We start from the raw sequence: 13,102 nt of genomic DNA, 5'->3' as shown, positions 1-13,102 counted from the left end.
GGCCGGTCACAGAACCTGGGACAGGAAGCGTCGCAGCCGCGGGTGCTCCGGCGCCTCGAACACCGCCTCCGGCGGGCCGGACTCCAGCACCACGCCCGCGTCCATGAACGCCACCGTGTCGGCGACGCTGCGCGCGAACCCCATCTCGTGCGTCACCACGACCATCGTCATGCCGGCCGCGGCCAGGTCCGCCATCACCGCGAGCACGCCCTTGACCAGCTCCGGGTCCAGCGCGCTGGTCGCCTCGTCGAAGAGCATCACCTGCGGGCGCAGCGCCAGCGCCCGCGCGATCGCGACGCGCTGCTGCTGCCCGCCGGAGAGCTGCGCCGGCCGCGCGTCCGCCTTGCCGGCCAGGCCGACCAGGTCGAGCTGGGCGCGGGCGAGCGCCACCGCCTCGTCCTCGTCGAGCTTCTTCAGCTTGCGCAGCGCCAGCGTGATGTTGCGCAGCACGCTCAGGTGCGGGAAGAGGTTGAACTGCTGGAACACCATGCCGATGCGCTGGCGCAGCGCGTCCGGGTCGTCGCGCAGCACGCTGCGGCCGTCCAGCAGCACGTCGCCCCGGTCCGGCTCGATCAGCCGGTTGATGGTGCGCAGCAGCGTCGACTTGCCGGAGCCGGACGGACCGATCACGCACGCGGCGCCGCCGCGCGCCACGTCCAGGTCCGCGCCGCGCAGCACCCGGTGCGCGCCGAAGGCCAGGTGCACGTCGCGGACGGCCAGGCTGACCGAGGTGGTGGTGGTGGTGGTCATCGCGGGTCCTTTCCGGACGGGGTGAGGTCGACCGGCTCGGCGTCCGGCTCCGGCTCGGGCGGCGCGGCCGGGCGGCCCTGCCGCAGCCGCCGGTCCAGCCAGTTCACCGCGTGGGTCAGCGGCACGGTCAGCAACAGGTAGAACAGCCCGGCCAGCAGCAGCGCGGACTGGTTGCCGGTGTTCGCGGCGTAGTCCTGCCCGATCCGGAACAGCTCCCGCTGGCTGGCCAGCAGGCCGAGGAAGTAGACCAGGCTGGAGTCCTTGATCAGCGAGATGAGCTGGTTGACCCAGGCGGGCAGCACCCGGCGTACGCCCTGCGGGATGATCACCAGGCGCATCGCCTCGCCCCAGGAGAAGCCGAGCGCCCGCGCGCCCTCCAGCTGGGCGGCCTCCACGCTCAGGATGCCGGCCCGGAAGATCTCGCCGAGGTAGGCGGCGGCGATCAGGGACAGCGCCAGCACGCCCAGGGGATAGGGGTTCGGGCCCCAGACCTGCATGCCCAGCGGCGCCAGGCCGACGCCGATGAGCAGGATGGTCGCCGCGGCCGGCAGGCCGCGGAACACGTCGGTGTAGATCCGCGCCGGCCAGCGCAACCACCGGGTACGCGAGATGCCGGCGACGGCCAGCAGCATGCCCAGCACCGAGCCGAGCAGGGCGGCGGAGACCGCCAGGGTGAGCGTGTTGGGCAGCCCGACGGTCAGCATCTCGGGCAGCGCCTCGCGCATCGACTCCCAGTCGAAGAACGTCTCCCAGAGGGTGCTCAGTGGGTCCATGTCCGCTCCGTCCGCCCTGCTCGTGCTCGGTTACCGGCTCAGGAGGCGGCCGACGGCGCCGGCGCCGCCACCGACCCGCTGCCGGGCTTGAAGTCGGCCGGGATCGGCCGCCCCGGGTAGTACTCCGCCTGCAGGCGGCTCCACGTGCCGTCCGCGATCACCTCGTCGAGGCCCTTGTTCAGCGCCTCGCGCAGCTTGTCGTTGCCCTTCGCCACGGCGAACGCGGTCGGGGTGGGGCTGAGCTGCTTCGCCGCGACCTTGATCTTGCCGTTGCTGTCGGCGGCGGACTTGTCGCCGATCTCCGCCGGGGCGATCCAGGCGTCCGCGGTGCCGGCCTTGAGCTGGTTGATCGCGCTGTTGTAGTCGGGCACGCGCACCGGGTCGAGGTTCTGCTTGGTGGCGTAGTCGTCCTGCACGGTGCCCTGCACCACCACCACGCGCTTGCCGGCGAGCTGGTCGAAGCCGGTGAGCGTGGAGCCGGCCGGCACGTCCAGGCCGAAGTAGCCGAAGTCGTAGCCGTTGCCGAAGTCCACTGTCTTCTTGCGCGCCTCGGTGATCGTGATCGAGGAGCTGCCCACGTCGAACTTGCCGCTGTTGACCTGGGCGAGCAGGGCGGAGAAGTCGGTGCCGACGAACTCCACCTTCAGGTCGATCTTGGCGGCCACGGCGCGCAGCAGCTCGTTGTCGAAGCCGGTGAACTTGCCGTCCTTGAGGAAGACGTTCGGCGGCGCGTCGGTGAGCGTTCCGGCGCGGATCACGCCGGGCTGGAGCAGGCCGTACGGGTTGTCGGCCGCGTCGGTGTCGTCGCCGCCGCAGGCGGTGAGCGCGGTGACGGCGAGCAGGGCCGCCGCGCCGACGGCGGCGGCACGGGTCAGGACGGTACGGAAACGCACGATGTCTCTCCAGAGTGGATGGACGCGCGGAGGCGCGCGTCGGCGCCGGCCCGCCGGACGGACGACCGGGCCGGAGAAGGATGGATCGGAAAGAGGGGGGTGGCGCTCGCTCAGCGCGCGGGGCGACAGGCGTCGCTGCACACCCGCATCAGGTCGACGTGGCGGCGCTTGACCAGCGCGAAGCGGGCCGGGTACGCGGCGACGTCGCCGGAGGGGGTGGAGGGTGGTACGGACATCGGTCTCCCTGGTCTGGTGCTGACCTGGGTGCCAGGCCACGCTTGCACCGGCGGCTGCCGGTGCCTGGTCTTCACCCGGGGCACCCCACCGCGGAGGAGGGTTGCCGGCCAGCGAGCCGGGGCTTCGCGCTGGCGCTCATGACCTGCCCAGAAGGCTAGCAGCACCGCCGGGGCGGCCGTCCAGCGGTTATGACCACCCTCACGCGCGGCGCCTTACCGACGGGCCGGGACGACCGGCGCGTCCCGGCCGGTGCCGTGCCGCGACGGGCTGCGCTGCTCGTGGTAGTCCTGTTCCACGTTGACGGTCCAGACGTCGTGCTCCGCGCCGTGCGCGATGTTCTCCGCGGTCAGCATCGCGGTGAGCATCGAATGGTCGGCGTTGTTGTACCGGTGCATGCCGTTGCGTCCGACCGGGTGCACGTTCGGCACGTTCGCAGCAAGCCAGCCCCGGATGACGTCGACGTTGCGCTGGTACCGCTCGTCGTAGACCGGGTACGCCTTCGGCATCCGGACCACGTAACCGGTCTCCACGCAGCCGGGCTTGACCAGGCCCAGCCGCTCCAGCTCGGCGGTGGCGAACGCGACCAGTTCGGCGTCCGGCGTCCGCCACATCTCGTCGCCCTCGAACACGAAGTACTCCAGCCCCAGGCACGTCCGCCCGTCCTTGACCAGGTACGGCGACCAGGAGCCGAAGTTCTGGATCCGGCCCACCCGGGCCGCCGGGTCGTGCACGTAGATCCAGTTGTCCGGGAACGAGAACTCCTCCGGCACCACGAGCGCGACGGTCAGGAAGTCCCGGTACCGCAGGTCGTCGGCGGCGGCCCGCACCTCGGGCGGTGCCTCCGGCCGCATCGCCCGCACCAGCGCGGAGATCGGCATCGAGGAGATCACATGATCGGCCGGCTCGGTCCGCTCACCGTCCGCGTCGACGAGCGTCACCGCTGTCGCCCGCCGGGCCGCCGGGTCCCGCCGTACCTCGGTCACCCAGGCGCCGGTGCGTACCGTTCCGCCGCGTCGGGCGACCTCCTCGGCGCAGCGCTCCCACATCATCCCGGGGCCGTGCTTCGGGTACTGGAACTCCTCGATCAGGCTGGTCACGTCCGTGCGGTCGCGCCGGGGCAGCAGCGCGTTGCGCATCGCGGTGGCCAGCGACAGGTTCTTGATCCGCTGGGCCGCCCAGTCGGCCTGCAACTGGTCCGCCGGCATCCCCCAGACCTTCTCCGTGTACGTCTTGAAGAAGATCGAGTAGAGCCGCCAGCCGAACCGCGCCGACACCCACCCCTCGAAGTGCGACTGGTCCTTCGGAGGGCGCAGCCGGGCCCGGCCGTACGAGGCCAGACAGCGCGCCGCCTCCAGCAGGCCGAGGTTGCGCAGCGCGTTTCCGGCGCTGAGCGGATAGTCGAACAGCGCCCCGCGGTAGTAGATCCGGCTCATCCGCGGCCGGAGCAGGAAGTCCTCGTCCGGCAGGATCTCGTGCCAGAAGTCCTCGACCCGGGACACCTTGGTGAAGAAGCGGTGCCCGCCGATGTCGAAGCGCCAGCCCTCGCGTTCCACGGTCCGGCTGATCCCGCCGACCACGTCGTCGGCCTCGTAGACCCGGACCGGCTCGCCGTGCCGCAGCAGCTCGTACGCGGCGGTCAACCCGGCCGGCCCCGCCCCGATGATAACGGTTCCGTCGCCGTCACCCATGCCGTCCGCGCCCCCCGCCGCCAGCCTCCCGATGCGGCACCGCGCATACCCGCCCCACCGGCAACTTCACCTGCGCACCCACCCGGATCCGCCGTCCGCTCGCCGCCCCGCCCGTCCCGGCCCGCCCGACTCCGTCGATCATGAAGTTGACGGCGTTTGGTGTCCGATATGCCGCCGCCAACCTCATGATCGACCGGGCTGTGGCCGGGGCTGTGGGGCGGGCCGGACGGGCGGGGCTGAGCCGGACGGGTGTGGGCGGGGACGGATGGGGAATGCGGGCCGGGTTTCCGGCCGGCACGTCGGCCAGGGGCCGACCGGTGGGAGCGCGATGACGGAGGAGCGGCGGGTCGATCCCGGTGGCGCGGCCGACCCCGAACGCGCGGCCGAATCCTTCCGCGCGGCCGAATCTGAACGCGCGGCCGGCCCTGCCGTCGGGGCGCGCTCCGGGCGTACCCGGTGGTGGTCGCGTGGAATCCGGGTCGCCCGCGGGGTGCCCGAGCCGTGGGGATTCGTGTTCGCCGTCTTCGTCGGCTCGAAGCTCGTGCTCAGCCTGCTCGGCGTGCTGGTGCTGGCCGCCTGGGACGGGGTGCCCGGCGCGCCGCCGGCCGGCGAGACCGGGATGCGGGAGCAGCAGGACGCGATTTCGTCGCACCGCTGGTTCTCGCTCTGGTTCGCCTGGGACTCGTTCCTCTACGAGCACCTGGCCCGGCTGCCACTGGACCGGCCGTGGCCGGACTTCGGCTTCCCGCTGCTCTATCCGTTCCTGGCCCGGCCGCTCGCGCCGCTGCTCGGCGGTCACACCGCCTGGGCTCTGCTGCTGGTCAGCAACGTGGCGCTGGTGGTGCAGCTCTACTTCGCGTACCGGCTGGGGGGCCGGCTGCTCGGCGGCGCCGCACCGGCCGACGGCCGGCGAGCGGTCCGGTACCTGCTGCTCCTGCCGACGGCGTTCCTGTTCCAGGCGGCGCTCACCGAGTCCCTGTTCGTCTGCCTGGCGCTGGCCACCTTCTGGTACGCCGAACGACGCCGCTGGCTGGTCGTCGGCGTGGTCGGCTACTTCCTGGCGATGAGCCGATCGGTAGGCTTCCTCGTGGTGGCGCCGCTGGCGCTGGTGCTGCTGCGCCAGCACGGCTGGCGGGCCGGCCCGCGCGCGTGGCCGCGCCTGCTGCGCGAGGGCTGGCCGCTGGTGCTGGTCCCGGCGGGATGGCTGACGTTCATGGCGTTCTGCCGCTGGCAGAGCGGGGACTGGTTCGCCTATCAGCACACGCAGGAGACCGGCTGGGGGATCCGGTTGCAGAACCCTCTGGCGGTGGCCGGTTCCGCGCTGTTCGGCGGCAACTCGGCCGATGCGCTGCGGGTGTGGATCGCGGTGGCGACGCTGGTGGTGGCGGTCGTCGGGCTGCGCCGCCGGACCGACTGGCCGTACCTGGTCTACACGCTCGTCGTGGTGCTGGTGCCACTGTCGATGGGGCCGCCGGTGTACAAGAGCCTCCTGCGCTACCTGCTCGCCGCGTTCCCGGTCGCGTTCGTGCTGGCCCGCTGGGCTCGCCGGCCCGGCCTCGACGGCTGGCTCACCGCCGCGCTGGCGCTGCTGCAGGGCGCGTTGTTCGCGGTCTGGCTCACCTACTGGACCCACCTGATCATCTGACGGCCGCCCCGGCCCGCCGCCCCGTCGTCCGGCGCTTCGCCCGGGCGGACCGCAGAATGGGCTGATGACCGATCGGCGGGTGACCCTGGACGACCTCGGCGCCTGGTTGATCAAGGGCAACGCGGACGCGGTGGACCTTACGGCCCGCTTCGCCGCCGACCCGCGCGTCACCGGCTGGTGCGTCCGCCCCGGCTACCGGGTACGCCTGATGCGCGCCGGCCAGCCGGTGGTGTTCTGGGCCAGCGGCAGCCGGGGCCGGACGCCGTACGGCGTCTGGGGCGTCGGGCGGATCGCCGCCCCGCCGCAGCCCGGCGCGCCGGGCGAGCCGTGGACCGCGCCGCTGGACCTGACGATCCTGGACGAGCCACTGCGGGTACGCCGCGAGGTGCTGCGCGCCGACCCGCGGCTGGCCGGGGCCGAGGTGCTCCGGCAGCCGCAGGCGGCGAATCCCTCGTACCTGACCGTGGCGCAGTTCGACGCGCTGTGCGCCTACCTGCCCGGCGACGGGGGCGGCTGACTCAGGCGGCCAGGGCGGCGGCGAGCCGCCGGGCCTCGGCGACCAGCCGGCTGCTGCCGCCCCGGGCCACCACGTCGGCCAGCCCTGGTACCTCGATCCGGACGCCCGTCGCGGTCGCCGCCTCCGCCGCCAGCGCGAGCAGGTCCGGCGTGCCCCGCGGTGGCGTCGGCCCGGCCAGCAGGGGCGGCAACGCCGCGGCGAGCAGCCGCCAGACGCTCAGCCGGGCGCCCGCCGCCAGCGCGTCCCGCAGCGGCGTGACGGCCCGGGTGAGGATCACCTGCCCCTGCGCCCCCATCTCGCCCAGATGCCCGCCCACCGCCGGCGCGTCCAGGTCACCGGCGGCGGCCAGGAGCAGCAGCGCGTCGAGCGCGGCGACCCGGTCCGCCTCGTGCCGGGCACACAGCCCGTACGCCACGGCCAGGTCCAGCGCCGGACCGCCCGCGCCTGTGCACTCGGCGAGCGTCAGCAGGACCGGCCCACGCCCGGCGAAGTCCTCCTGGGCGGCCATGGCCAGCTCGGGAAGGACCTGGGCGGCGACCACGCCCCGGTGGCCGGGCAGGACGGCCGGCCACAGGTGCCCGGCGTCGAAGATCCGGCGGCCGATCGCCGCCGGCCGCACAGTGAGCAGGCCGAACCGGTCGTCCACGTCGGCCGGTGGGGTGAGCGCGACGAGCCGCCGTCGTTCCGGCAACTGGTCGTAGCTCCAGTCGTAGCGGCCGGACCGGTCCCGCCGGCCCACCGTCACCACCTCCTGCACCGGCGCCGGCACGCCACCGCCGCGCAGCCAGGCCGCCAGCTCGACGCCGCCCGGCGTGCCGAGCGCCTCGGCGCGGGCCGCAAGCGGCTCGTCGACCCCGGCCGGCAGGCGCAACAACGCCTGCGTGTAGTCCCACCTCCAGTACGGCCGGTCGCCGAGCGCCGCCAGCCGCTCGTAGAGCACCTGCGGTTCGACCGCCCCGGTGGCCGAGGTGGGCGCGGACAACAGCCCTGGATCGTCACGGCCGTCCAGGCGCTGCCCGGCCTCGGCCAGCCGGAGGCGGTATAGCCACATCGGCGCGGGGCGGCCGGAGGCCACCGCGGCAGGCCCGCCACCGGCCGTAGCCAGCGTCGAGGCCCAGCCGTCGCGGCGCCGGGTGGCGTCCCCGATACGCGCGACGAACAGCAGCAGCCGGTCGATCTCGAACGAGGGGTCGGACCGGGCCCAGATGTGCTCGTACTCGGCCACCTCCTCCCGGCGCAGCACCGGCGCCAGCGCGACCTCGAGACGGTCGCGGTCACGGGTGCCCAGCCGCAGCAGCCCGTCCATGACCCGTTCCAGCACCGAGGCCGGCCACAGTCCGCGCAGTGTCGCCGCCACCTCCTCCACCAGCTCGTCCACGTCGGCGATCGGCGGTGGCGCGGCCGCTGCCGGCAGCGGCGGCGGCAGGTCGTCACGAGGCTCGGCCACGGTGGTGACCGCCTCTGGCCGGTGACCGTGCCGCGCCGCCAGCGCCAGCGCGCGCTCGCGCAGTCCGGCGTCCGGGTGACCGGCCGCCACGGCGAGCACCGCGCCGACCTCCGTGGCCTGATCCGGGTGCTGCCGGGCCAGCCGGTCGAGCCAGGTCAACTGTGCCCGGACCAGCGCCTTCTCCGGCCGGGCCAGCACCGTCCGGGCGGTTTCCCACAGCGCCTCCGGCTCGGCGGCGTCACCGGCCTCCCGCAGCGTCCGCTGGGCGGCGCGGGCCACCGGCCCCGGCCCGTCGGCGAGCAGCCGCAGATAGGCGCTCGACCGCACCGCCACCTCGTCGGGGGTCGGCGCCAGCAGGTCGTGCAGCGCCAGGAACGGGCGCAGCGCGCCGGGCCGGTCGCCGCGCAGCAGCCGGCCGAGCACGCCGTTGAGCAGGGCAGCGCGGTCGAGCCGGCCCTCCGCCGCCAGCGCCGCCAGCGCACGGGGCAGGGCATCCGCGTCCGTGCCCGCGCCGTCGCCGCGGGCCAGTTCGGTGCCCACGCCGTCCACCTCGAACAGGCGCGGCAGCAGCGCGTCCAGGAACGGGTCCGCGCGCAGCCGGTCCACAGTGGGTGGGCGCGTCCCGCGTGGGGCCGGGGAGCCCTGTGCGGCCGCCCACCCGCGCACGAAGTCGTCCCCGGTCGGCGGCGGCGCCTTCTCCGCCAGCAGGAGACCGGCGACGAACCGCCAGCCCGCGAGCATCCGGTCCCGGGGCAGCCGGTCGGCCAGCTTGTACGCCACGTCCGCCAGCCAGGTCACCCCGCGTTCCCGGGCCACGTCGACCACCGGCGCGGCGTCGACGCCGCTCAGCCAGACCGAGCGGCGGCCGAGCAGCGCGGCCACCTTCGTCGGCGTGCTCAGCGTCCCCACCGCTGCGACCGCCAGCGTCGCCGCCTCGCCCTGCCACCACCAGGCGTCCCGCCTGCGGCGCACGTCGGCGACCAGTTCGTCGCCGAGCGCCCGCCGGGCCGGCTCGTCCAACCCGGCCAGGGCGGAGCGGACCTCGGACATCCTGCCGCGCACCACCGCCTCGACGAACCCGGTCACGACAGCACCTCCACCGGCGCCGCGACCATCGACACGGCCAGCGCGTGCCGGCACGGCCCCCGCTGCCCGCGGTGCCGCGCCCACCAGCGACAGGTGCAGGAGTATGCGCCGTCCGGGTGGCGGCGCACCCGGTAGACCTCGGCGTCGGTGCGTACCGTCGCGTCCTCGCCGTCGCGCTCGACCGCGCCGCGCTCGACCAGCGCCCGCGCGCCGAGCAGCCGCGGGTTGTCCCGCTCCGCGCGGCCCGCGTCGTAGGGCATCACCCGGTGGAAGTACGCCCCGTCCGCCACGTCGTACCCGACCCGCCCGGCGGTGCCCAGCTGGGCGAGCGCGGCACGCACCCGCCCGTCGGGCAGCGCGGCGGCGTCGGCCAGCGCGGCCACGTCGATCGTCGGATCCCAGTTGAGCAGCGCGCCTACCAGTTCCGCGTCGTCGACCACGTCGTCACCGGCGAGCGCTGCCAGCGCCGCGCCCTCGCCGGAGAACCCCCGGTACGGCTCGGGGGACAGCGTCAGCGACACCCGCAGCGCCCCGGTGTCCAGCTCCCACGTGCTCGGCACGGCCGGCGATCCGGCGCGCACCGCCGGGCCGTACACCCGCAGCGTGCGGGCGTGGCGCAGCACGTCGCGCAGCGCCGCCAGCCGGCCCGCGCCGGCCAGGCAGACCGCGCCCGGCGCCGGGCGGGAGGTCAGCCGCAGCGTACGCCCGGCGGGCACCGCCCACAGCACGCTGCGGTCCGTCGCGGCGGGCAGCCGGCGCAGGAACGCCGCCGCCTCCGCCGCCGGGATCTCGGCGCGCGGCTCGAAGCCGGCGGTGAGCACGTGCACCTCGGCGAAGCCGCGCAGCCAGCGTCCGGGCAGCGGCACCTTCCGCTCGACCACCGAGCCGTCCATGGTGGAGACGGTCAGGTCGTCCGGGCCGACCGCCACGTGCAGCGGCTCGATGCCGCCCACCCGGGCCAGCGCCTCCCGCAGCGGCGGGTTCACGTCCACGTTCGTGGTGCCGTGGCCGCTGATCTCGCCGTCCAGCCCGGCCGGCAGGACGTCCATCCGGGCGTACACCCCGCAGCAGCCGGAGAACGACTCGAACCGCAGGCGGCCCCGGCTGCCGGTGACCACCGGGTCCAGGCTGGCCGGGTTGACCGGCTGGTGGTAGCGGGTGCGGGCCACCTCGGCGACGGCGAGCAGCCCGGCCGCCGCGGCGGCGGGAGCGGTGAGGAACCCGGCGAAGAAGCGCGGGTTGGCCGCCGGGCCGCCGCAGGTCTGCAGATCGAGACCGGCGGCGCGCAGCGCGGACGGCTGAAGGTATCGGTACGTCTGGACGGCGTTCACGGCGCAGACCGTAGAGGGACCGACCGACAAAAGCGCGACGGTCCTGCTAGCTTCCTCTGATGTTCGCCCACGCCCTCACCGACGACGCGGAGCTGCGTCCACTGTCGCCCTGGCACGCCGACGAGTTCCTGGCCAACCTCGACCGCTGCCGCGAGCACATCTCGCCGTGGGTCGGCGCGTCCTTCGTCGCCACCGACGCCGAGTCGGCCCGCAAGGTCCTCCAGGCGTACGCCGACCGGTGGGCCCGCGACGACGGCGGCCTCTGGGGCATCTGGCAGCGCGGCACGCTCGTCGGCGGCGTGCTGTTCGTGTCGCTGAGCACCGCGCGCGGGGTGTGCGAGGCGGGCTGCTGGCTGGAACCGGGCGCCGAGGGGCAGGGCCTGGTCACCCGCGCCGCGCGCGTGATCATCGACTGGGCGGTGCGGGAGCGCGGCATCCACCGGGTCGAGTGGATCACGAAGGCCGGCAACGACCGCAGCATCGCCGTCGCCAAGCGGCTCGGTATGAGCCGCGACGGCGTCCTGCGCGGGGCCGCCGCGACGCCGGAGGGCCGCGCCGACATGGAGGTCTGGTCGGTGCTGGCGCCGGAGTGGACGGCCTGACCGCCGAAACTGTCGTACCCGGACGTGAACATGTGTCCATGGCTGTCCCCGCACTGGCCGACCGGTCCCCGCAGCCGCGCGCCCTGCCGCTGCGCGAGGTCCGCACCCGGCTCACCCAGCTCGTCTCCCTGGCCGAGCTGACCGACACCGTCACCCTCGTCACCCGCGACGGCGATTCCCGCCCGATCGCCGCGATCGTGCCCGCGCCGGCCGCCCGCACCGGGGCCCAGGCGCGCGCCGACGCCGACCGGGTCGCCGCGATCAGCGCCGGCTGGGCCCGCCGCCTGGAGGAGCTGCACCAGCAGTCCGGCCGGCGGCACGCCGCCGAGTTGCGGGCGCTGGCCGACGCGCTGGCCGAGGCGTGGGCCGAACTCGACCGCCGCGCCCCGGCCGGCGACCCGGCGCTGATCCGGCTGCGCGCCGCGCACGCCGACCTGCTGCGCCGCTGACCCGTGGCGTCCCGGCCGGTCGCGCGCGGGACGCCACGGGTACGCGGTCAGCTCCGGCCGCGCTCGGCCCGGTAGCGGCGGATCAGTTCGGCGGTCGAGGTGTCCACGTCGGCCAGGTCCGGGTCCGGCCCGGTCAGCTTCGGCGCGAGCTGGTTGGCCATCACCTTGCCCAGCTCCACACCCCACTGGTCGAAGGCGTTGATGTCCCAGACCGCGGCCTCGGTGAACGTGATGTGCTCGTAGAGCGCGATCAGCTGGCCCAGCGTCGACGGGGTGAGCTTCGGCGCCAGGATCGACGTGGTCGGGTGGTTGCCGGCCATCACCCGGTGCGCCACCACCTCGGGCGCGGTGCCCTCGGCCTCCACCTGCTCCCGGGTCCGCCCGAACGCCAGCGCGGCGGTCTGGGCGAAGAAGTTCGACATGAACAGGTCGTGCATGTCGCCCAGGTCGTGGTTGGGCCGGCTGAACGCGATGAAGTCCGCCGGGATCAGCCGGGTGCCCTGGTGGATGAGCTGGTAGAAGGCGTGCTGGCCGTTGGTGCCCGGCTCACCCCAGAAGATCTCCCCGGTCGGGTACGTCACCGGCGAGCCGTCGACGCGTACCGACTTGCCGTTGCTCTCCATGGTGAGCTGCTGCAGGTAGGCGGGGAAGCGGTGCAGGTACTGCGAGTAGGGCAGCACCGCGTGGGTCTCCGCGCCGAGGAAGTCGGTGTACCAGACGTTGAGCAGGCCGAGCAGCGCCGGCACGTTGCGTTCCACCGGAGCGGACCGGAAGTGCTCGTCGACCGCGTGGTAGCCGGCCAGCATCTCGCGGAACCGGTCCGGCCCGATCGCGAGCATCACCGACAGGCCGACCGCCGACGGCAGCGAGTAGCGTCCGCCCACCCAGTCCCAGAAGCCGAACATGTTCTCCGGGTCGATGCCGAAGTCCCGGACCCGCTGCTCGTTGGTGCTGACCGCGACGAAGTGGCGGGCCACCGCGTCGTCGTCCGCGTCCAGCCCGGCGAGCAGCCAGCGCCGCGCCTGGTCGGCGTTGGCGAGCGTCTCCTGGGTGGAGAACGTCTTGGAGACCACCACGAACAGCGTGCTCGCCGGGTCCAAGTCGGCGGTCTTGTCGTGGATGTCGGTCGGGTCGATGTTCGACACGAACCGGCAGCTGATGCCCGCGTCCCGGTACGCCTTCAGCGCCTCGTACGCCATCACCGGCCCCAGGTCGGAGCCGCCGATGCCGATGTTCACCACAGTGGTGATCCGCTCGCCGGTGTGGCCGCGCCACGAGCCGGAGCGCACCCGCTGCGCGAACGCCGACATGCGGTCCAGCACGGCGTGCACGTCGGCGACCACGTCCTGGCCGTCCACGGTGAGCGAGGCGTCCGCGGGCAGGCGCAGCGCGGTGTGCAGCACGGCCCGGTCCTCGGTCACGTTGATGTGCCGCCCGGCGAACATGGCCGCGATCCGGTCGGCCAGCCCGACCCGCTCGGCGAGCGCGCCGAGCAGCGCGACGGTCTCGTCGGTGATCAGGTTCTTGCTGTAGTCCACGTGCAGGTCGGCGACCTCACCGGTGAGCCGCTCACCCCGCTGCCCGTCGGCGGCGAACAGGTCGCGCAGGTGCGTGCCGCGCATCGCCTCGGCGTGCTTGCGCAGCGCCTGCCATTCGTCGGTGGTGGTGACGTCCACAGCCATCG

Annotated in this window: 12 protein-coding genes and 1 riboswitch; of the genes, 4 read left to right on the top strand and 8 right to left on the bottom strand. The window is 74.3% G+C overall.

Annotation, left to right across the window (positions count from 1 at the left end):
* Positions 1-6: 6 nt before the first annotated feature.
* The 5 genes from DQE82_RS13885 to DQE82_RS13870 form a co-directional block, all read right to left on the bottom strand.
* Positions 7-750: an amino acid ABC transporter ATP-binding protein gene (locus DQE82_RS13885; RefSeq protein WP_113972901.1), complete on the bottom strand. Its 744-nt coding sequence runs from the start codon at positions 748-750 to the stop codon at positions 7-9.
* Positions 747-1,523, bottom strand: a complete 777-nt coding sequence (locus DQE82_RS13880) for an amino acid ABC transporter permease (protein ID WP_069088490.1) — start codon at positions 1,521-1,523, stop codon at positions 747-749. Before DQE82_RS13880 ends, DQE82_RS13885 begins: the two co-directional genes overlap by 4 nt.
* Positions 1,524-1,561: 38 nt before the next feature.
* Positions 1,562-2,416 carry an ABC transporter substrate-binding protein gene (locus tag DQE82_RS13875; protein WP_113972900.1) on the bottom strand — a complete coding sequence of 285 codons (855 nt, stop codon included), beginning with the start codon at positions 2,414-2,416 and terminating at the stop codon, positions 1,562-1,564.
* A gap of 110 nt (positions 2,417-2,526) precedes the next feature.
* Positions 2,527-2,652 carry a hypothetical protein gene (locus DQE82_RS31325; RefSeq protein ID WP_255361248.1) on the bottom strand — a complete coding sequence of 42 codons (126 nt, stop codon included), beginning with the start codon at positions 2,650-2,652 and terminating at the stop codon, positions 2,527-2,529.
* A 33-nt stretch (positions 2,653-2,685) separates the two neighbouring features.
* Positions 2,686-2,796: riboswitch (SAM riboswitch) on the bottom strand.
* A 69-nt stretch (positions 2,797-2,865) separates the two neighbouring features.
* A complete protein-coding gene (locus tag DQE82_RS13870) occupies positions 2,866-4,341 on the bottom strand; it encodes an NAD(P)/FAD-dependent oxidoreductase (RefSeq protein ID WP_069088492.1) in 1,476 nt (491 codons plus the stop codon).
* 328 nt (positions 4,342-4,669) lie between these two features.
* Here DQE82_RS13870 and DQE82_RS13865 point away from each other — a divergent pair, with 328 nt between their 5' ends.
* Both DQE82_RS13865 and DQE82_RS13860 read left to right on the top strand, forming a co-directional pair.
* Complete coding sequence (locus tag DQE82_RS13865) at positions 4,670-5,986, top strand: hypothetical protein (RefSeq protein WP_113972899.1); 1,317 nt, start codon at positions 4,670-4,672, stop codon at positions 5,984-5,986.
* Positions 5,987-6,050: 64 nt separating this feature from the next.
* Entirely contained in the window at positions 6,051-6,503 is a 453-nt protein-coding gene (locus DQE82_RS13860) for a hypothetical protein (protein ID WP_064445687.1), read from the top strand.
* 1 nt (position 6,504) lies between these two features.
* Here DQE82_RS13860 and DQE82_RS13855 read toward each other — a convergent pair whose 3' ends face one another.
* Together DQE82_RS13855 and DQE82_RS13850 are read right to left on the bottom strand one after the other, a co-directional pair.
* A complete protein-coding gene (locus DQE82_RS13855; RefSeq protein ID WP_113972898.1) occupies positions 6,505-9,036 on the bottom strand; it encodes a DUF6493 family protein in 2,532 nt (843 codons plus the stop codon).
* A complete protein-coding gene (locus tag DQE82_RS13850; RefSeq protein ID WP_113972897.1) occupies positions 9,033-10,367 on the bottom strand; it encodes an SWIM zinc finger family protein in 1,335 nt (444 codons plus the stop codon). Before DQE82_RS13850 ends, DQE82_RS13855 begins: the two co-directional genes overlap by 4 nt.
* Before the next feature lie 59 nt (positions 10,368-10,426).
* On the opposite strand from DQE82_RS13850, the gene DQE82_RS13845 reads away from it, so the two are divergent.
* Both DQE82_RS13845 and DQE82_RS13840 read left to right on the top strand, forming a co-directional pair.
* Positions 10,427-10,969 (top strand): GNAT family N-acetyltransferase, encoded by a 543-nt coding sequence (locus DQE82_RS13845; RefSeq protein ID WP_043323469.1) that lies wholly within the window; start codon positions 10,427-10,429, stop codon positions 10,967-10,969.
* Between the two features lie 38 nt (positions 10,970-11,007).
* The gene (locus DQE82_RS13840) at positions 11,008-11,418 is read left to right on the top strand and encodes a hypothetical protein (RefSeq protein WP_064445691.1); all 411 of its coding nucleotides are present in this window, start codon (positions 11,008-11,010) and stop codon (positions 11,416-11,418) included.
* A gap of 47 nt (positions 11,419-11,465) precedes the next feature.
* Here the strand turns inward: DQE82_RS13840 and pgi are convergent, their stop codons facing one another.
* On the bottom strand, positions 11,466-13,100 hold the full coding sequence (gene pgi, locus DQE82_RS13835) for a glucose-6-phosphate isomerase (protein WP_064446469.1): 1,635 nt from the start codon (positions 13,098-13,100) through the stop codon (positions 11,466-11,468).
* Positions 13,101-13,102: the final 2 nt, after the last annotated feature.

The sequence above is a fragment of the Micromonospora sp. LHW51205 genome (assembly GCF_003315815.1).
In the GTDB taxonomy this organism is placed as follows: domain Bacteria; phylum Actinomycetota; class Actinomycetes; order Mycobacteriales; family Micromonosporaceae; genus Micromonospora; species Micromonospora chalcea.
Note: the sequence above shows the minus strand (reverse complement) of the source record. Positions and strands in the feature narration are given on the sequence as shown.